Annotated in this window: 13 protein-coding genes; 7 read left to right on the forward strand and 6 right to left on the reverse strand. The window is 32.0% G+C overall.

Annotated elements, in window-relative coordinates:
- Nucleotides 1–115: 115 nt before the first annotated feature.
- Together ACE193_RS14215 and ACE193_RS14220 are read right to left on the reverse strand one after the other, a co-directional pair.
- Nucleotides 116–874, reverse strand: coding sequence for an RluA family pseudouridine synthase (locus ACE193_RS14215; protein WP_375558883.1), 759 nt, complete (start codon nucleotides 872–874; stop codon nucleotides 116–118).
- A 274-nt stretch (nucleotides 875–1148) separates the two neighbouring features.
- Nucleotides 1149–2126 (reverse strand): polyprenyl synthetase family protein, encoded by a 978-nt coding sequence (locus tag ACE193_RS14220; RefSeq protein ID WP_375558884.1) that lies wholly within the window; start codon nucleotides 2124–2126, stop codon nucleotides 1149–1151.
- 151 nt (nucleotides 2127–2277) lie between these two features.
- On the opposite strand from ACE193_RS14220, the gene ACE193_RS14225 reads away from it, so the two are divergent.
- The 5 genes from ACE193_RS14225 to ACE193_RS14245 all read left to right on the forward strand — a co-directional run bounded on the left by ACE193_RS14225 (nucleotide 2278) and on the right by ACE193_RS14245 (nucleotide 6879).
- Nucleotides 2278–3327 (forward strand): acyltransferase family protein, encoded by a 1050-nt coding sequence (locus tag ACE193_RS14225; RefSeq protein ID WP_375558885.1) that lies wholly within the window; start codon nucleotides 2278–2280, stop codon nucleotides 3325–3327.
- A gap of 3 nt (nucleotides 3328–3330) precedes the next feature.
- A complete protein-coding gene (locus tag ACE193_RS14230) occupies nucleotides 3331–3870 on the forward strand; it encodes a YcxB family protein (RefSeq protein ID WP_375558886.1) in 540 nt (179 codons plus the stop codon).
- An 83-nt stretch (nucleotides 3871–3953) separates the two neighbouring features.
- Nucleotides 3954–4661 carry a hypothetical protein gene (locus ACE193_RS14235; protein ID WP_375558887.1) on the forward strand — a complete coding sequence of 236 codons (708 nt, stop codon included), beginning with the start codon at nucleotides 3954–3956 and terminating at the stop codon, nucleotides 4659–4661.
- Between the two features lie 199 nt (nucleotides 4662–4860).
- Nucleotides 4861–5820, forward strand: a complete 960-nt coding sequence (locus ACE193_RS14240; protein ID WP_375558888.1) for a carboxypeptidase-like regulatory domain-containing protein — start codon at nucleotides 4861–4863, stop codon at nucleotides 5818–5820.
- A 45-nt stretch (nucleotides 5821–5865) separates the two neighbouring features.
- Entirely contained in the window at nucleotides 5866–6879 is a 1014-nt protein-coding gene (locus ACE193_RS14245; RefSeq protein ID WP_375558889.1) for a carboxypeptidase-like regulatory domain-containing protein, read from the forward strand.
- 49 nt (nucleotides 6880–6928) lie between these two features.
- On the opposite strand, the gene ACE193_RS14250 is transcribed toward ACE193_RS14245, so the two are convergent.
- The 4 genes from ACE193_RS14250 to ACE193_RS14265 form a co-directional block, all read right to left on the reverse strand.
- Nucleotides 6929–9346 (reverse strand): 7TM diverse intracellular signaling domain-containing protein, encoded by a 2418-nt coding sequence (locus tag ACE193_RS14250; protein WP_375558890.1) that lies wholly within the window; start codon nucleotides 9344–9346, stop codon nucleotides 6929–6931.
- Nucleotides 9347–9459: 113 nt separating this feature from the next.
- Nucleotides 9460–10836 (reverse strand): hypothetical protein, encoded by a 1377-nt coding sequence (locus ACE193_RS14255; protein ID WP_375558891.1) that lies wholly within the window; start codon nucleotides 10834–10836, stop codon nucleotides 9460–9462.
- Nucleotides 10837–10966: 130 nt separating this feature from the next.
- Entirely contained in the window at nucleotides 10967–11806 is an 840-nt protein-coding gene (locus ACE193_RS14260; protein ID WP_375558892.1) for a head GIN domain-containing protein, read from the reverse strand.
- A gap of 192 nt (nucleotides 11807–11998) precedes the next feature.
- Entirely contained in the window at nucleotides 11999–16792 is a 4794-nt protein-coding gene (locus ACE193_RS14265) for a PKD domain-containing protein (RefSeq protein ID WP_375558893.1), read from the reverse strand.
- A gap of 501 nt (nucleotides 16793–17293) precedes the next feature.
- On the opposite strand from ACE193_RS14265, the gene ACE193_RS14270 reads away from it, so the two are divergent.
- Together ACE193_RS14270 and ileS are read left to right on the forward strand one after the other, a co-directional pair.
- Entirely contained in the window at nucleotides 17294–18322 is a 1029-nt protein-coding gene (locus ACE193_RS14270) for a M28 family peptidase (protein ID WP_375558894.1), read from the forward strand.
- Between the two features lie 207 nt (nucleotides 18323–18529).
- The gene (ileS, locus tag ACE193_RS14275; RefSeq protein WP_375558895.1) at nucleotides 18530–21910 is read left to right on the forward strand and encodes an isoleucine--tRNA ligase; all 3381 of its coding nucleotides are present in this window, start codon (nucleotides 18530–18532) and stop codon (nucleotides 21908–21910) included.
- Nucleotides 21911–21974 lie beyond the last annotated feature (64 nt).

Below are 21974 nucleotides of genomic sequence, written 5' to 3' on the forward strand. Positions count from 1 at the left end.
ACAAGATACATAATTCAGAAACTCTCAAAAAAATAGAGATGAATTTTTAAAGAATATTAGTAAAATACCTTATCTACTTTTGTTTTTTTAGGGAAATAAATCACAAATAACTATTCTATTGATTAAATAGCTTCAAAAATTTGTGAGGCAATTCGCTTTTTATAAAAATAGTTTCTTTTGTAAATGGATGAACAAATTCTAAACGACAAGCGTGTAGATAAATACCTTTTCCATTCAAAATTAATCCTTCTTTTCCATACTCTCTATCTCCCAAAATTGGATTTCCAATGCTTGCTAAGTGCTTTCGGAGTTGGTGTCTTCTTCCTGTTTGAGGTTTTAGTTTTACTAAATTCAAGAAATCAAACCGTTCTGATTTTACAGATTTAATAATTTTATAATCTGATTTTGATTCTTTTTCATCAACTTCTGTATTTATTATTCCTTCTAACTCCTTCATTTTCCCAATCGTAATAGCATAATACATTTTTTCTATTTCTTTATCCTCAAAAAGTTTGTTCAAAGCACGAATACTACTCGCTGTTTTTCCGACAAGCAAAACTCCTGTTGTTCCATAATCTAAGCGATGAACAGGTTGTGGAATAGTCGCATCTTCAAGAGTACTTGGTTTTAGGTTTTGAGGTAAAGCGTTTGCAATCGTTTTGAAAGCATTTCCACTTACCAAAATACCAGCAGGTTTGTGAATAACTGCCAAATATTCATCTTCAAAAAGAACTTTCAAAGGAAAAATCAATTCTCTTTTTGATTTGCCTTTATTTTCATCTTTTGGAATAGACAAAACAATCATTTCTCCACCAGTTATAAAAGTAGCCGTCGTGGCAGGTTTATCATTTACAGTAATATAATTTTTCTTCAACGCCTTTTTTAATGCTGATTTGGTAGGAATGAGTGCAAAAATACCTACTCCATATTCTTGAAGACGAATGGGTTTTTTTAGGTTTTGTGGGACGGTATGTTTTTCTTTATATATGGTTTGAAAGAGATTATATTTTTATAGAACACAGATTTTACTGATTATGCAGATGAAAACACGGATTTTTTGAATACAAAATTATAGAGAAAACAAATACTAAATCAAATGATATTATTTTCAAACAATATATGCAAAAAAAGAATTTCCTGATAACTGCCTATTTCTCCCTCTCAATCGCATACTTCACAAGTTCCATAAGTGAAGTTTTGTGTTCAGATTCTGGAAAAATAGTTAGCATTTCCATCGCTTCTTTGTAATAGTTTTGCATTACTGTTTTGGTGTATTCTATTCCTCCTGATTTTCTGACAAATTCTATTACGTCATTTATTTTATCAGCTTTATTATTTTTATTTTTGACTAAATAAATGATATGTTTTCGGTCTTTATCAGAGGCATTTTTTAGCGCATAAATCAAAGGCAAAGTCATTTTTCGTTCTTTGATGTCAATTCCTAAAGGCTTTCCTACTTCGGCAGTTCCGTAATCAAACAAATCATCTTTTATCTGAAAAGCAATTCCTATTTTTTCTCCAAAATCCTTCATTAAATCTACTGTTGCTTTGTCTGCACCTGCCGAAGCTGCACCCACACCACAACAAGCCGAAATAAGGGTAGCCGTTTTTTGTCTTATTATTTCAAAATAAATGTCTTCTGTAATATCTAATTTTCTTGATTTTTCGATTTGTAATAATTCTCCTTCACTCATCTCTCTAACAGCATTTGAAACGATACGCAAAAGCTCAAAATCTCCATTATCAATCGACAGTAAAAGACCACGAGAAAGCAAATAATCGCCTACCAAAACAGCTACTTTATTTTTCCAAAGTGCATTAATTGAAAAAAAACCTCTTCTATAATTTGATTCATCTACCACATCATCATGTACAAGTGTAGCTGTATGTAAAAGTTCCACCAAAGAAGCTCCCCGATAGGTTACTTCTCCAATCGTTCCAGTTGAAGAACACATACCAGCCGACAAAAAAACAAACATGGGACGCATCTGTTTTCCTTTACTTTTGACAATATAATTGGTAATTTTATCCAAAAGCATCACATCAGAGCGCATAAAATCTCTGAACTTTTGTTCGAAGACTTTCATTTCGGATTTAATGGGTGTTTGTATGCTTTTTAGGCTCATAAAAAAAGAATAGAATATTGAAAAAAATTACTATTTATGCTCACTACAAAGGTAGGAATTTGTACTTTTATGAACTAATCGTATTTCTACTCTTCTGGACTAACTTTGTTAAAGAGGTAATAATAAAATATTCTTACAAATTAATCAAAAAATGGATAAAAAAGACAAAAGGATTCCAGCTTTAGATGGAATGAGAGCAGTAAGCATTTTATTGGTTATAGGTGCACATCTAAAGCATTCTGATTTATTTTCTTCATTATTACCTAGCTATATTTATTTTGATGGGATATTAGGGGTAGGAGTGTTTTTTACAATTAGTGGTTTTCTAATTACTACTTTAATGCTAAAGGAAGAAGATAGTAAGGGTAAAATAAATTTAAAAAACTTCTATATACGTCGTTTTCTTCGTTTGATGCCTGTTTATTATACTTTTTTAATTGTTTTAGTTGTGATTGATTATTTTACTATTGTCAATATTACGTGGTGTCAATATCTCTCTTCATTAACTTATACAAAAAATTTCTTTTGTGGCTCTTGGATAGACGGGCATTTGTGGTCTTTAGCAGTAGAAGAACAATTTTATTTGGTATGGCCTCTTATATTTTATTTTGGCTCTAAAAAATATCGTATCAAAATAGCAGTTACATTAGTCATACTTGCTCCTATTTTTAGGTTATACTTTTATCTTGCTAAGAAGGGAAGTTTCCTAACGTTTTCTTTTTTTTCCAACATGGATTGTTTGATGATAGGGTGTTTAGTTGCATTTATTTATTATAAAGATTATAAAATAATACATTTTTTAAATAAATTACCTCAAGGTCTAGTTCGTTTTGTAGCACTAGGTTTGATTTTTTTTAGTTCCTTGATGCAATATCTTTTATTATTTGGTTTTTTTACTGTTCCTTTTAATAAAACAGTACAAAGCATAGCAGTAGGGGTACTAATTATTTCTTATAGTTTACAACCAAAAGGATGGAGTTATAATTTTTTGAATCTGAAATTTGTAACTTATATAGGAGTATTATCATATAGTATATATTTATGGCAACAACCTTTATTAGTTCCATCAGGGTTTTATGGAAAAGAAGAACCTATTATTACTGTTTTTCCTTATTCTATCTTTGTGATAATAATTATATCTGTATTTTCTTATGAAGTAGTGGAAAAATATTTTTTTAAACTAAAGAAAAAATTCAAATGAATTATGAAAATAGAATATACACTCAAAGAAGAAGATTTTTTAGAATATCAACTCTATACAACTTCACTATCAAAAGCGATTCACAAAAAACGATTGATTGCACGATTTGCCGTTCCGACAATGTATATTTTGATAGGTGTTTTTTTCTATTTTTATAATAACAATCAAGATGCAGTTGTGATTTGTGTTTTTTTGGCTGCTTTGTGGCTAGTGTTTTATCCTATTTATTCAAAATGGAAATACAAAAAATCGTATCTCAATCACATCAACAAAAATTATAAAGACAAATTAGACCACGTAGATGCACTAAAACTAGGAAATAATAACTACTTTTATATCAAAGAGCAAGGAAAAGAAGGAAAAATAAAAACGTCTGATGCAGAAAAGCTCATCGAACTAAAAAATCATTTTTTTCTGCAAATGAAAAAGGGAGGAGCGATTATTATTCCCAAAATCTATGTTTTGAACACAGAAACATTCAAACAAAAAATAGCTGATTTGAATATTGACTATCTAAATGAAACTGATTGGAGATGGAACTAAGTTTTGGCAAGTTTTGTGAAACTAAATTCACTATTAACACAGACTAGGAAATCTGTGATACATTTTTACAAAAAAATAAATCAATGAAAAAGACAACTTTATATATTCTTTCTATTTTGAGTATTTTGGTTTTATTTAATCTTACTTCTTGTCAAGATGACCCAGAAGAACCAAATGATATTACTATTGGACAATCTTTTTATCCAATTCAAAAAGGACAATTTCAGACATTTCTTGTCAATCAAACTCGTTTTGCATTGAATGAAGACCCTGTTACGATTACTTATCAACTCAAAGAAGTAATTGGAGATGAGTTTCTAGGAGAAAATGGCGAAAAGCTAAATGAAGTTTTGCGTTATGTGCGTCCGAATGGATTAGAGGTTTTTCGTTTGGATTCTGTTTTTTCTGTACGAAAAGATGAAAATGTAGTTGTAAAAATGGAACATAATATTCCATATATCAAAATGGATTTTCCGATAGAAGAAGACAAAACATGGAATGGAAATCTTTTTAATGTTCGTCCTGCAAAGGATTACTTAGCACAAGATGTAAATGCTCCAAAATCGGTTGGAAGTAGTAATTTTAGTAATACCATTACAGTAATTGAAAGTCAGGATTCTAGTTTGGTGGACAAAGAATTACGCTATGAGATTTATGCTGATGAAGTAGGATTAATTTATAAGAAAACAGAAAGTCTTTTGTATTGTAATCAACCCGAATGTTTTGGACAAAAAATTATAGAACGAGGAATTATTTCCGAACTTACCATTTTTGATTGGGGAATAGAATAACCTAAAACTTCGTTGACGGTTTCATTTGAACCTCAACGACGGTTAATGAGAAAGACAAAACGATATTTCTAAAAAGGAAGTATCGTTTTTTTTATGATTATAGAAATTAAATTTGGTGAAAATGAATTTTATATGCAGCATTTTATCTAAAAAACTCGTTATTTAAAAAACGTTAATCATTTAAAATCAAACAAAAGTTATGAAAGTAAACTTACCAGAACCTTGTCATGAAGATTGGAACAAAATGGATTCCCAAGAAAGAGGTCGTTATTGTGGTTCTTGTCAAAAATTAGTCATTGATTTTTCTGTGATGTCTGATACCGAAATCATAAATTATTTCAAAGAATATAAAGGACAAAATACCTGTGGACATTTCAAAAAAACACAAATTGATAGAAAACTAAAGAAACAAGAAACACCACGTAGAAAATTCTTTTTGAAAGAACTTGCAGCAGCATGTTTTGCTTTCTTTGTCGCTTCTACGGAGGCAAAAGCACAAGGTGAATCTTATTTTTCGGAAGAAGAAATAGCACAAACGAAAAAGAATCAAGATAAAAAAACAGAAATTGCTATCAATGGAAAAATAGTAAATGGAAAGGAAAGTTTATCAAATGCTTCTATTTCAATAAAAGGAACAGAACACAAAACAGTTTCTTTAGAAAATGGTCTTTTTTCGATGTATATTCCTTTTGAATTAGCTCAAAATCAAAAAACTGTAACTCTAGTAGTAAAATATGAAGGTTTAGAAAGTAAAGAGATTGAAGTAACAACTTCGCCTACTAATCAGTTTGTTGAGGTGGATTTTTCAGAAAATCAACAAATATATAGATATGAAAGAATAATAACAGGAACTATAAAAGATAATACAGGAGAAACATTACCTTCTGCAACAATTCAAATAAAAGGAACAAATCAAGGAACTGTTTCAGATATAGAGGGAAACTATTCTTTAGTTGTTCCTTATGGAAGTACTTTAGTTTTTAGATTTGTAGGTCTTGATTCTAAAGAAATTATTGTAGAAGAACAGACAGTTATTGATGTGTCGCTAGAAAATGGTATGTTAGAAGGAATGTTTATAGTTGGAGGAATATCTAGCAGACCTTACAGATGGTATACTCCAAGAAACTTATGGTATAAAGTAAAAAGAATATTTAGATGATTTTTATAAAAATCTATTTTTCAATTATTAAATCAAAAAAAAGCTATGAAAGTAAACTTACCAGAGCCTTGTCATGAAGATTGGAACAAAATGGATTCCCAAGAAAAAGGTCGTTTTTGTGGTTCTTGTCAAAAATTAGTCATTGATTTTTCTGTGATGTCTGATATCGAAATCATAAATTATTTCAAAGAATACAAAGGACAAAACACTTGTGGACATTTCAAAAAAACACAAATTGATAGGAAACTAAAGGAACAAGAAACACCACGTAAAAAAATATTTTTGAAGGAACTTGCAGCAGCATGTTTTGCTTTCTTTGTCGCTTCTACGGAAGCAAAGGCACAAGGAGGAGCTATATATACAGATGAAGAGGTAGCAGAAATAAAACAGCAAAGAGCAGAACGAAAAGCAATAGAAAATCAAGGAAAAGAAATTGCTATCAATGGAAAAATAGTAAATGGAAAGAAAACTTTATCAAATGCTTCTATTTCAATAAAAGGAACAGAACATAAAACAGTTTCTTTAGAAAATGGTCTTTTTTCGATGTATATTCCTTTTGAATTAGCTCAAAATCAAAAAACTGTAACTCTAGTAGTAAAATATGAAGGTTTAGAAAGTAAAGAGGTTGAAGTAACAACTTCGCCTACTAATCAGTTTATTGAGATAGATTTGGCTGTGAATATGGAAGCTATAATAGAAGCATTATCTGGACGAGTGGGAGGGATAGTAGTGGATTTTGAACAAGAAAGAACCATAACAGGAACTGTAAAAGATGAAACGGGACAATTTCTTCCCTCTGCAACTGTTCAAATAAAAGGAACACAACAAGGCGTACTTACAGATTCAGTAGGCAATTATTCGATAACAGTTCCTAAAGATGCTGTACTAACTTTTCATTTTATTGGTTTTGCTTCTCAAGAGATTACAGTAGAAAAAATAAAAAAGAATGAATCAGTCGATGTAGTTTTAACAGAACACTTTTTGGGAGAACTTGTAATTGTCAGAAAATGGTATTCTCCAAGAGGAGCATGGTACAAAATCAAAAATCTTTTTAGATAAAAGTAAAAAAACAAAACAATAAATTCAGAAATTGATTTTCGGTTACTGGTTACTTAGGTTCAACTTGAAACCCTACCACAATTACATCATCAATTTGTTTGTTGCTTCCTTTCCAATCTTCAAACCTTTTATCAAGGATTTGTCTTTGTTTTACCATAGGTTCTTTATGAATTTCTAAAAGAAGGTTTTTGAAGTTTTTTATCATAAATTTTCTGTTGTATTGTCCTCCAAATTGGTCGACGTATCCATCAGAAAAAATATAAAATGCTGTTGGAATATTAAAGTCTATTTGATGTGAAGTATAAGAGTTTTCTGCTTTGGTCTGAAAACCTCCTACCGAATGTTTGTCGCCTTTTATTTCAAAAATAGTATCATTCTGAATATAAAGAAGAGGACGTTTTGCACCTGCAAACGTAACATGGTTGTTTTCTAAATCAATTACACAAATAGAAATATCCATTCCATCTTTATTTTCTGTACTAGACTGACGCAAAGCTCTTCGGATTTGTCCGTGCAGACGGCTCAAAATAGAATCAGCCTTTGTAATTCCCTGCAAATTAACAATCTGATTGAGATAAGAATCTCCCAAAATAGACATAAATGCCCCTGGAACTCCATGTCCTGTACAATCAGCAGCAGCTAAAACAATTTCATTATCTTTTTGAGAAAACCAATAAAAATCTCCACTTACAATATCTCTAGGTGTATAAAGGACAAAACAATTTGGTACACTGCGTTTGAAAGAACGTAAGTCTGGCAAAACAGCATCTTGAATACGTCGAGCATAATTTATACTAGAAGTAATATCTTGATTTCGTTTTTCCATTAACCCTTTTTGTTCCATTAATGATGAGTTGATGGCTTCTATTTCTTCTTTTTGTTGCTCTATTTCTACGGTTCTTTGTTTTACTTTTTTCTCTAAAAGAGTGGTCGTTTCTTTTTGTAATTCTAAATTTTCGGCAAGTACATCAGATTTCTCACGCTCCAAACGATTGACTTGATAACCAATACCTAGCGCATAAAAAACAAGTTGAATCACTACACCACCTTGAAATAAATAGGTAAATATGTCTGATTCTATTTTTATTCCATAAGCGTTGAATAGATAAGAAAGAACATAAAAAATTCCTCCAAGAAGTAATCCACTAGTAGCAATTAGATAATAACGAGCTGCTGAATATCCTTTTCTTAATACAAGAAATCCTATTATAAAAGCTAAAATACTAGCTATCAAAGCAATGGAGAGAATTATAATTAAAGAAATTGCAGTTATACCTGAATGGTCATTCCAAGTAGGAGTACTAGAAAGTAGGTGATTTGTAATATAGGTTACAACGGCAGCTACTAAGATGTAGTTAATGATAGTAATGACTTTGTCCCATTTGGGTAACAACTCTTTTACATTTAGAAAACTTCTCATAAACAAAAGTCCACCACCTATCATAAAAAGATGTGATATTACTATACAAGAAAGAATAAGACGTTGAGAGGTTGGAAAAAGAAAGTAAATATATCTGTAATAATAAAATACATTTAGTTGTATTCCTATAATCATTAATACATAATATAAATACAATTTATCTCTAATAATAAAAAACAAGAGAAGGTTGTAAAAAGCCATTACCCACAAAATCCCTTGAAAAATTCCTTGTGCATAAGTAAACTCTTCTGAACCTTGGCTTATACTTGCAGCATCCCCTACATAAGTATAAATTAGTTTTGGATGAAAGCGTAAGGCATTTGAGTGTACACGTAAATAAATAATAGTTTCTGATTGAGCAGGAATATCAATAGTAAAATAATTACGCCATTGTTTGACAGGCTTGTTTTCAGGGTCTATATCTGTACCTGAACGTTCTATTCGAAAAGCATCATCTTCAACAGGCTGATAAAATGTAATTTCTGACCAAGTTTCAAAAACTGAACCTATTTGTAAGGCAACTAATTCATCTCTTACTCCATTTCCAACTAATTTTAGTCGCAACCAATAATACGCTCCTACTTCCATGTTTTTATGACTAACTGTGTTAGGAGAAAATATTACTTGAGGGTTATTTACAATATTGTCAATAGATATTTTTCCGTCAGTAGTATCTTTCCAAACACCCAAACTAGAACTAATATTTGTATAATTATTTTCTTGTGTTGGAAGTTTGAGAGGAATAATATATTTGTAGTCTAAGTTTTTCTTTTGAGATAAGAAATAATTATACTGCTTTGCATTTTTTTCTTTATAAAAATCAATTAAAGTATCTAAAATAGCATACTGACGCACAGAGTCTGATGCAGAAAGTTGTGATTTACTTACCAAACCTTTTAGTTCTCTTTCCAACTCAGAAGTAGAAAAATCTTCTGTTTGGAGAGAGTCATAGAAAGAATTAGTTGTATCCTGTTGTCCATTTACATTTTTAAGAGTAAAAAATGCAATTAGACTAAATAAGAAATAAAGTAAAAAGCCTTTCGGCATAGTAGTAAAGGGGTTAAAAAAGTAAGTTAAGTAAAATTTATGTCATTAAAAATATTTTTTAGGATACTGGATAAAATTCTAATATACTTATATTCTGAAATTAAGGTTATTGATTAGTCGTATTGTATCAAAATATGTTTTTCAATTAATTTTTCTAATGCACTTACAGAAACAAGTGTTTTTGAGAGTTGTAATTTGGAATCAGAATAAATAAAATTTGAATCAGAATTAGTAGAAATAGGGGAGTAACTACTAACTGTTTTTGTTTTATTCATTTGATTATGCTGTTTCGCATCCTCATTAGACAAATATAACTTTTTTGGTTCAGAAAAATAAGTAATTATTTCATAAAGTAGGTCAGATACAGGAAAAAAACGATAAGTAAATTTATCAAAAAGGGTGTTTTTTTGACTTTCAATGAGTGCAAAACGCTCTTCATTAAAAATATAATATGGATTAATTTTATTATTTATACTTTTATCAGCATTCTTTTTTTCTAATAAAAAAATAGATTTTTGAAGTTTTGTAAAGAATTTGTTTACAAAAACCCAACCTTCCCACTCACTTATTTGCTGACTATTTGTGTCATTTTTAGTTATTTCTTTTTCTAAAATAGAATATAGTTTTTGCATCGTTTGTGCTGCAAATTCTTCTTTTAAATTAGTATCTTTTTTAGATTTTGCATCAGCAAAATTGGGAGGATAAATAGCAGGCAAAAGTGTATATTTTCTTTTTAAATTTAGTTCTTCTGTTGATAATTCTCTACTAGATACAACAGGGATAATCGGAGCATTACACATATAAGATAAAAATGCAATTCCTTTTCTGACTTGTAAATCTTCTCCTAAAAAATCAATCTTTACTGTATTCTGACTTTCTTTTTTAGAATAATTTGAACCTGTATTTCCATCAGCATAAACAATAAGCGACTTTCCTTCTTTTAACATTCGGATAGCCTTCCAAATTCCTTTGCTTTCTTCTACATTGATAAACTCTGGTGTTGAATTGATTTTATGTTTTTTGCAATAGTTGTGATGTAGTTCAAAATATAACTTTTCTTTTCTATCTGTAAGTGTTTGATTAGATAAAAAACCAAAATCTAAACTTTTAGTAGCCAACAAACCTGGTAAAATAGAATATGCACCTGTATGAAAACAGCAAAAGAGAAAAGGTTGTTCATTTTGGGCTTTAACAAGTATATTTTCTTTATCAGTAACCTCAAATTTTTCGATAAATAATTCAGCATATTTTTCTTCAAGATTTAATAATTGAATATTAAAAAGAAGTTTTTCAAAAATAGATTTATGTTGTGAATAAGAAACTTGAGGAAGTAATCGAAATAAACTTGCTGAAGTGGTAGCAAATAAATAGCTATTTTTTTTATAGAACTTTTGCTCATCTACTTTACTTTCAAAACTAAAAGATTTTTTTAGCTTTTCGAATTCTTCAAAAAGAGCAGACTGGTTTTGAGAAGAGGTAAAGTTGTTCATTCTATAAAAAGCAAAATTATTCTGTTCAATAAAAAAGCACAACCTTTTGAATGATTGTGCTATAATTTACAAAATAATTTTGAATAATAAAATATGAGTGTTTTTTTATTCTTAAAATAATCCTAAAAAACTACTCTACTCTTTCTATTTTACCAGAACCTGATACATTCCACCTAATTGCAGCATTTCCTTTTACACGAACTGTTCCACTTCCACTGATTTGTGCATCTACTGTTGCTCGTGAAGTAATAAGAGTAGAATCTGAATCATTGGCAGTCAGTTCGATGATTCCAGAACCGAGTAGCTCTACTGTGCTTGTCAAAACAGGCATGTTAAAGGCTTTTATATTTCCCGAACCACTGATATTAAGATTATTTGCTCTTGCTTCACCTTTCAAAGTAATCGTTCCTGAGCCATCCACAGAAGCATTTACGATAGTTGTAGAATTAAAATCTAACTCCATAGTTCCTGAGCCTTTTATTCTTGCAATACAATTTGTAGAAGCAATAATAGGAAAACTAGGTGTAGTTTGAATACTTCCAGAGCCATCTAAAATAAATTCTATTTCACTTTTTCGAATAGTATCTTGCAAAATAATATCCCCAGAACCTGTCAAAACAATTTGAGAAAGTGCAGGTGTTCGGACAGTAATGGTTACCTCTTCATTTGTATTATAACATTCATCATTATCAATAACAAGACTTTGTCCTACGAGGCGTGTTTGGATAAGCTCAATGATATTTTCTTGTGCTGAAATAGTTATGGATTGTTCTTTTATACTAGAATCTTGAAAAATATTTACTATAAAGCTTCCTCGTGATTCTATGGCTGTAAATCCTGATATTGTTCTTTCTTGGCTAATTACATCTCCTTGTCCATCTTTGCAAACGCTATCTGTTAGGCTACACGAAGTGGAAAATAGAAGTAAAATAAGGAAAGATAAAATATGTGTTTTGAAATGATTTTTCATTATTTAATATTAGACTTTTTAGTGGTAATAATTGCTATTGATAAATTGATTTGTCTTACAGACGTTTTTTTGTTGTCTATGCCCTATTCTACAAAGGTAGAAAATGATTATTTTAAAAATTATTAACTTCAAAAAATCCCTTCAAAATGGTTTTGAAGGGATTTTTATTGTGTTATTTCACTAAAGAGTATTTTATTGTAAAACGTGAATCCAACCTCTACATGTATCTCCATCAGGCGAAGTCAAATAATAGTAATACATGGCTGGTTCGGCTTTATTTCCCCAGTCATTATTATAATCATCAGCAGAAAATACTTCTGTTCCCCAACGATTGTAAATTTTGAGTTTCCAGCCTTCATTTGCTTTATCCAACACAAAAGTTTCATTCAGTCCGTCGCCATTTGGTGTAATTACATTAGGAGGCAAAACATTATCTACCGTAACTGTTGCTGTTTGCTCTTCATCACAAACTCCATTCGAAGCTTTTACTTTTATGGTATAAGTTCCTGCTTGTGTGTAGGTATATTCTGTTGGATTAGAAACATTGATTGAATCTCCATTTCCTAAATCCCACATCCAATCTCCATTTCCTGTATTCTTACTATTAAAAAGAATTGTTGCAGGTGCGCCACATTCAGGAGAGTGAGTAACATCAAAATCAAGAACCAATTTATCCACCACCGTAACCGTAACTGTGCTATCTGTAAAACATCCACCATCCATATTAGAAATTCGGACATTATAAATAGTTGTTTGGTCTGGTGATGCGATTGGATTTCTGATTGTTGGGTCGCTTAGTCCTGTGGTTGGTGTCCATTCAAACTCATCTCCACCTACTACATCAAGTTGTGCGCTTTGTCCTCTACAAATTGTAGGGCTTTCAGGCATTCTTATTGTCGATAAAAAGATATTATTATCATCAATAACAGAATTTGCATCTTTTGAAAGGGAATCTTGACACAATGAATTTTCGATACGAAGTGTAATTGTATAAATTCCTTCACTATCATATTGAAATGGCGCAGGATTACGAAGTGTTGAGGTTCTTCCATCTCCAAAATCCCAAAAGAAAGAAGTCGCACCAACTGTATTATTGATTATTTCTACAACTGGTATTTTATCACATCTATCAATAATATTTACATCAAAATCGGGTCTGAGTTCTGGCAAAACTGTGATGGTTACTTCTTCTTCTTTTACACAACCATTTTGAGTTGTGATACTGACTGTGTAAGTTGTCGTTTCTGTTGGTGAGGCAATCGGATTTGAAATTGTAGGGTCGCTCAATCCTGTTGTCGGACTCCAACTAAAACTTATACCTTCGCCAGCTTCAAGCTGAAAAGACTGTCCCAAACAAATAGATTTATCAGGCGAAACAAAGAAATTATTAATAGAATAATCAAATTCTTTTATGAGAGAATCCGAACAAGCAACATTGCCTAATACTAATTTTATTCTATAATTTCCTGCTGAGTCATAAACAAGATTAGTAGGGTTTTGAGAAGTAGAAGTTTGTCCATTTCCAAAATCCCATAAATAAGAAGTTGCACCTACTGTATTATTTACAATACTGACTGTTGGAAATTCATTACAAAGATTAGACTGTACAATATCAAAATCTGGAATAATTTCTTCTCCTACAACCATTCTAATTTGTCTTTCTTCTTCACAGCCATTTCTACCTGTTACTTTTACCGTATAAGTGGTTGTTTGTGCAGGCGAAGCAATTGGATTTCCGATAGTTGGGTCACTTAGTCCTGTGGTTGGTGTCCATTCATAAGATGTTCCTCCTGTTACATTGAATTGTACAGATTGCCCAAAACAAATTGTTGTATCTCCATTAAATGTAAATACATCAGGGTCAATGACAATTTGTTGTATGACCGAATCTTTATCATTACAAATATTATTTTCGGCTACTAGTTTTATAGTATAAGTTCCTGCTGTGTAGGTTTGAGAAGGTGGATTGATAGCCGTAGAGGTTTCTCCATTTCCAAAATCCCACGAATAAGACGTTCCATTTTGAGTTGTATTAATAAAACTAATTACGGGGTTTTCGGAACAAGGGTCGTCAATGTTAAAGGTAAAACTAGGCACAAGTTCAGGCAAAACAGTTATTGTAGTAGTAAAATCTTTACGACAACCTGCTGCATTTTGTGTTGTGAGTGTATAAGTTGTTGTAGATGTTGGTGTCGCTATTGGATTTGAACTTCTTGGGTCACTTAGTCCTGTACTTGGTGTCCAAAGATAATCTACTCCTCCACTTGCTCGTAGTTGTACAGATTGCCCTTTACAAATAGTTGTGTCAGGAGAAACTACAAAATCAGCAGGTGCAACTGTAATGGTTAGGAAAGCACTGTCTTCTTTGATACATAAAAAAGGATTACGAGCAATTAATTTTACTCTATATGTTCCTGCTTGTGTAAATGTGAACGGTACATTATCTGCTTGGGTTGAAGTTCCTAACCCTCCAAAATCCCATTCATACGTAATTCCTTCTACACTTTGATTCAAGAAAGTAACATCAAAAGGCACACAACCACGAATATCATTTGCCACTACAAAATCAGCTTTCAAAACACCTAATTCTATCTTAAAAGCAGCATTATTACAGTTATCATTTCCATTTACATTAGAAAAAGCCCCTGCTGTAGTAGTAAATCCACTTCCAGTACAAGCACAAACAGCTTGATAGATAGTTCCTGTTCTTTTATCAAAACGACTTGTTCCTCCATCGACATGTTCTCTTTGATAGCTTGTTCCTCCAAAAAAACTACCATAGACTAAGTCAGTCGCATTTTCACTCAATATCATCGTATAAAAATCATTTCCTCCCAAATCTGTAACAGATTGAATCGCATTTGAGGTGGTAGGTAATCCTCCTACATTTATACCTGGAAGATAGGTAGGATGATTGGGAGAACCTGCATAGATATTAGTACTACCCCAACCTGCTAAGTAAATATTTCCACAATCATTTATCATAAAGGCTGTTGGAGTAACACCAGGTTGAAATTGTCGTCCTCCTATGGTTGTAGCCATAAGAATATTATTTAGATTTGGTGAAATTTTACGAATAAACAAACCACCTCTATCATTAAAATAAACTCCATTTGTTACAGGTTGTGAGCCTTTTGTTTGACCAAAAACAAATACATTATCATTCAAATCTACATCTACATAATAGGCTTGGTCATAAGCAACCGTTCCTAAATAACTAGCTCCTTGCCACGCAAAATTAGAAGCATAACGAACAATAAACCCATCTATTTCTCCAGCATATCGTGATTGCATTGTTCCTCCATGAGTAATCAAATCATCACTCATTGTTCCTCCAACAACATAAATATCACCAGCAGAAGAAACTTGAATACCAAAAGCAGCATCTAAACTATTTCCACCTATATATGTACTCCAAAGTAAAGAGTTAAGAGTAGAACTAAATTTGGCAACAATGCCTTCTTGTCTTCCTTGAAAAGTAGTACGATGAGCCGAAACCATAGGAAAATCGTTCGAATTTGTTGTACTAGCAATATAAATATTATCATTTGCATCAAGAACAACCTCATTACGAACTTCATCTCCATAGTTTTTTACTAACTGATTATTGATTGCACCTGTTCCTCCACCTAGTTGGATAGTATTCAGTCCATCATTACCACTTCCCCCAAAAAATGTACTTCCTGTAAGGGTACTGCCATTAGAACTTAATTTGGCTATAAAAATATCTGAACCATCACCAAAGCCATAATTACCCAGTACACCAGCACTACTTCCTCCATTAAAAGAGTTATCATAAGCTGATGCAGTAGGAAAGTCAGAAGAACCTGTTATTCCTAAAATAACTAATTCATTTCTGCTATTTACAATCATACTAGAAGGAACATCAGAAGAATTGCCTCCCAAAAAAGTAGCATAAAAAAGTCCTGTTCCTTGGGCATTATATTTCAAGATAGCTACATCTACTAACCCATCAAAGCTAACATCAAATGCACCTGCTGTAACAGGAAAATCAGAGCCAAAAACAGTTCCTCCAGAATATAAATTACCATCATTATCATACGTTGCTGTATTTCCCCAGTTATCAGATGTAGCTCCCGAAAATGTGGAAAATATAAGAATGGGGTCAATGATAAGCTCATAGTTTTTGTCATAACCTTTCGGAAAATCAAAAGTAACTTGTGGTGTTTTGTCTTTTCCTTTCCTTTGTTTTAATACAAACCTTGAAGGTACTTCTACTTTTTTTTCGTCAATGATTTGATAGCAATAAGGAGCTTGTTCGATGATTTTATTTACCGAAGTTTGGATATGCAAATGTCCACTTTCTAAAGTTACCTTGTCGGTATATTTATAATTCATTGCAATCTGAGAAGCATCAGCACCAGCAGCAACAACAAAATCATATTTTAAGTGGTCTTCTTGTAAATACAAATGAAGATTTATATTTGGATATAATTCTTGATAAGTAATTTCAGAATATCCTTTAGCATTTTCTGCCCATTTACTTTTATTATTGCCTAAGAAATAATTAAACTTCGTTTCATGTTCTTGTTCTGAAATAATTTGAGGAGAAGGATTCGCATTTTCGAATTCTACTTCAAAGGAATGTGCTTTTATTCCATCTTTGTGTTTGTTGTGTTCTTCTTCTGTTTCTTCCTGTCCATGACCATGTTTTAAAGCACTTCCATCATAAAAAGAATATTGTAAGGAGTTTTGGCGAATAAATAAAAAACCTTCTGGAATAGAAGCTCTATATTTTACCACCTTGTCCCATTGATTTTTATTTTCTATAAAAGTAAGAGGTGTTTTTACTTTTGGAGCTTTCACAATTTTTTCATCACCATTATCATCATGAAAATGATTATCTGAACTTGTTTTTTGTAAAAGAGAAGTCGTAATATTGTCTTGTCCGAAAATATCTAATGGCACAAAAACCAAGAGAGAAACGAAAGACAAAACATAAAAAAGAAAGAGATTTTTTTTCATTGGTTAAAATAATTGAAGGACTTATCATTGAATAACAAATAATTACGAATTAAAAATTACGAGTATAATTTGTATTTTAAAAATCAATAATTTTATCTTTTTAAGACAATGTAAAGCCAAGTAAAAATACTATTTTTTATAAAAATTGTTAAATACAAATATTTTATACTTCTATAAAAAAATTGTTCTTTAATCAATCCTTTTGCAAGTGAGTTATTTTCTTTTCTGTAAAAGCCAAAAATCTATCAAAACTATTATTTTAATAGAAATAAATAGCTTGTTCTAGTAAATTACACTCTATAAACTAAACAGAATTTAATAGAGTATATAACAAATATAATCAATTTCTAGTAGGGTTCGAATAATACCATGTAATTTTCAAATATAGATAAACAAAGGAATTAAAACTTTTTTGGCTTAATAATTTCTCAAAAATAGCTACCTTTAGTTTTTTATTTCTTCTTTATTCTGACTTTTCATTCTATCAAAAAATATAGTTTTATGTTCTCTAACTTTTCACGTTTGGTGTTTTCTTCTCTTCTAATTGTATCAATTATTGGATTGGTAGTTTTAGGTTTTGTTTCTTGCAATGGAAGCTCTACTACCGAACCCACAACAATTAATACAGTCCAAGAAACGCCACTTCTGCCTGTTCCTAACTTCAATTCTGATTCAGCTTATCATTTTATAGAAGAACAAGTAGCTTTTGGTGCACGTTTTCCAAATAGTGATGCCCACCAAAAAACAGGAGATTATATTATTAATAAACTCAAAAGTTTTGATAAGATAAATGTACAAGTTCAGAATTTTAGAGCAACTGCTTTTGATGGAAAGCTACTTTCTGGTCGTAATATTATAGCTTCCTATAATCCTGACCTAAAAAAACGTATTTTGTTGGCTGCTCACTGGGATACTCGTCCGTTTGCAGACCAAGATGATGAGCGTACAGATGAGCCTATTTTGGGAGCAAATGATGGAGGAAGTGGAGTAGGTATTTTATTAGAAATAGCTCGTACTTTATCAGTTTCGAAAGAACAGCCACAAGTAGGAATTGATATGATTTTCTTTGATTTGGAGGATTATGGAGATAATTCTACCCCTAATTCGTATTGTTTGGGTTCGCAGCATTGGGGGAAAAACAGAATGCCTCAAAATTATACTGCCTATTATGGAATTTTGTTGGATATGGCTGGTGCAAAAAATGCAAAATTCGCTCAAGAAGGTTATTCAATGCAAACTGCCCCTTCAGTAGTAAAAAATGTATGGAATATGGCACACCGAATTGGTTATGGTGGGTTTTTTCCTTTTGAAGAAGCTCCTGCCATTACAGACGACCACGTTTATGTCAATCAATTAGCTCAAATTCCGATGATTGATATTATTGAATATTCGACAGAAGGAAAAGGGTATTTTGGAAGCTACTGGCATACACATGATGATAATATGGATGTAATCGGAAAAGAAACATTAAAAGCAGTCGGACAAACAGTAACACATGTCATTTATAATGAAGAGAATAAAGTGCAATAGTAAGTAAATGAAAAGTTTAAAGCTACTATTTCACAGAGATTTGTAACAAGTTAGTAGTCTAACGAATTTGTTATGCATCCACCTCTTTCTACACTATCTTTTTAACTTACAATTTCTTACCTTTGTGGAATTGATTAAAATTGAATAGCCATTTAATAAAGACCCTAAGGGTTTTCAAAACCCTTAGGGTCTAGAACATATATAAAAATGAAATATACCGAACCAAAAAATATAAGTTACGCAGGTGTAGCTAAGGATGTTCTCCATTTTTGGAAAGAGAACAAGATTTTTGAGGCTTCTGTCCAAAATAGAGAGGGCAAACCTACTTTTACGTTTTATGAAGGACCTCCTTCTGCCAACGGAAAACCAGGCATTCACCACGTTATGGCTCGTACTATTAAGGATATTTTTTGTCGTTACCAAACGCTGAAAGGCTTTCAAGTAAAGCGTAAAGGAGGATGGGATACGCACGGTTTGCCTATCGAATTGCAAGTAGAAAAAGAATTAGGAATTACAAAGGAAGATATAGGTAAAAGTATTTCGATTGAAGATTATAATCAAAAATGTAGAGAAGCTGTAATGCGTTACAAAGAACTTTGGGACGACATCACAACAAAAATGGGTTACTGGGTAGATTTGGGTAATCCATATATTACTTTCGATAAAAATTATATGGAAACGCTTTGGTATTTATTAAAGCAATTCCACGAAAAAGGACTTTTATACAAAGGATATAGTATTCAACCTTATTCTCCTGCTGCTGGTACAGGACTTTCTTCACACGAAATCAATCAACCGGGATGTTATCGTGAAGTGAAAGATTTGTCTATGATAGCGCAGTTTAAGATAAAAGGAACATCAAATGATTTTCTTTTGGCTTGGACGACAACACCTTGGACACTTCCTTCAAACTCTGCTTTGGCAGTTGGAAAAAATATAGAATACGTAAAAGTAGAAACGCATAATCAATATACAAAACAGCCAATTAATGTTTATGTAGCAAAAGCATTATTGAAAACTGTTTTTGATGAGAAAAAATACGTCGATCATGCTATTTTTGATGAGGAAAAACACCCAAACCAACACCCTTATACTATTTTAGAGCAATGCAAAGGGGAGAAATTAGAAGGTTTGGAATATGAGCAGCTTATGCCGTATGTAAAACCAGATGAAACAAACGGAACTGCTTTTAGAGTAATTTTAGGAGATTTTGTAAGTACAGAAGATGGTACAGGAATCGTTCATATCTCGCCTACTTTTGGTGCTGATGATGCTCGTGTTGCCAAATTGGCTAATATTCCTGCTATTTTGGTAGCTGATGAAAATGGAAATCCGATGCCACTTGTGGACAAAAGAGGACGTTTTGTAAAAGAAGTTACTGATTTTGCTGGAGAAGCTGTTAAAGAAGAGTACGAACCTAAAGAAGTAACAGAAGTAGAAGGTTATGAAAGTGTTGATTTGCGTATTGCTGTCAAGCTCAAAAAATCTAATCGTGCTTTCAAGGTAGAAAAATACGAACATAATTACCCACATTGTTGGCGTACTGATAAGCCTATTTTGTATTATCCATTAGATTCTTGGTTTATCAAAACGACCGATTATAAAGAAAGAATGGTTGAGTTAAACAAAACGATAAACTGGAAACCTGCAAGTACAGGAGAAGGACGTTTTGGAAACTGGCTTGAAAACTTAGTCGACTGGAATTTATCTCGTTCTCGTTATTGGGGAACGCCTCTTCCAATTTGGAGAAGTGAAGACGGAACAGAAGAAGTTTGTATAGGTTCTATCAAAGACCTTTTGGCAGGAATACAAGAAGCAAACGATTCAAAAGTATTGAGTACAGAAGAAATCAAAAAAAATAAAGGCTTCTTAGAGAAATTTATGGCAAATCAAGCTGATTTGCACCGTCCATATGTAGATGATATTACACTCGTAAAAGGCAAAACAAAATTGACTAGAGAACTAGATTTGATTGATGTTTGGTTTGATTCGGGTGCGATGCCGTATGCACAATGGCATTATCCATTTGAGCAAGAAGAAACATTCAATAAATCGTATCCTGCTGATTTTATTGCAGAAGGTGTCGACCAAACTCGTGGTTGGTTCTTTACTTTGCATGCCATTTCGACAATGCTTTTTGATTCGGTAGCGTATAAAAATGTAATTTCGAACGGACTTGTTTTGGATGAAAAAGGCAATAAAATGTCCAAATCTAAAGGAAATGTAGTTGATCCATTTGAAACATTAGCTGATTTTGGTGCAGACCCAACTCGTTGGTATTTGATCGAAAATTCTAATCCTTGGGATAGTTTGAAGTTTAGCAAAGACGGAATTACAGAAGTTCAACGTAAATTCTTTAATACATTACAAAATACGTATTCATTCTTTTCGCTGTATGCCAATTTAGATGATTTTGATTTTCCAAAAGAGAATGAGCAAAAGAATTTAATTCCAATCTCAAAACGTCCAGAAAGCGACCGTTGGGTTATCTCAAAACTTCATTCATTAATCGCTGAAGTAGATGCTAATTTTGCAGAATATGAGCCAACAAAAGCAGCTCGTGCGATGTCAAAATTTGTTACTAGCGACCTTTCAAACTGGTACGTTCGTCTGAATAGAAAACGTTTTTGGAAAGCAGACTTGGTGGAAGACAAAATTGCAGCTTATCAAACGCTTCATACGTGTTTGGAAACGATTGCAGTTCTAGCTTCTCCGATTGCGCCTTTTTACTCTGATTTTGTGTATCGTAACTTGAAAAAAGCAGATGAAAGCGATACTACAACTTCGGTTCATTTGGCAGATTTTCCTATTTCTGATTCTAAATTAATCAACAAAGATTTAGAAACTCAAATGGATTTGGCGCAACAAATTTCGTCAATGACACACGCATTGCGTAAGAAAAATCAAATGAGAGTTCGTCAGCCGTTGCAAAAAATAATGGTGGCTGTGGTAGATGAAATTACTCAAAAACATATCAAAGCTGTTTCTGAACTTATTTTGTCAGAAGTAAATGTAAAAGAATTAGAGTTTTTAGCTCCAGATTCTGATAAACTTACCAAAACTATCAAACCAAATTTCAAAAAATTAGGTGGACAATATGGAAAAGCAATGCCAAAAATTGCTGGTTTAGTCAAGAAGATGACACAAGCAGACATTGCTACTTTAGAACAAACAGGCGTGTTTACTTTAAATCTTGATGGCGAAGTAATTCCACTTACTCCAGACGATGTAGAAATCGGAACAGAAGATATTGCAGGTTGGGTAGTAATGAGTGAAAACGGAATTACGGTAGCTTTAGATGTAAATCTGACTGATGAGTTGCGTCAAGAAGGAGTTGCTAGAGATTTGGTAAACCGTATTCAAAACCTAAGAAAAGACGAAGGTTTGGACGTTCAAGACAAAATTTTATTGCAAGTGGAAAAAGGAAGCGACCTATTGAACGGTGCTTTATCCAACTTCAAAAAATATATTTGTGATGAAACGCAGGCTTTAGAAATGGAAGTTTTGGATTCAGTTGATAATTCAGTAGAATTAGAAACCGAAGAAACAACTGTTAAATTGGCTATGCGTGTGCATCAGTTGAGTTAAAAGTAGCATATACAATTTATTAAAAATGAAAGTTCCATTTCTTTAAGAGATGGAACTTTTTTTA

Source organism: Bernardetia aquimarina (assembly GCF_042180575.1).
Lineage (GTDB): Bacteria > Bacteroidota > Bacteroidia > Cytophagales > Bernardetiaceae > Bernardetia.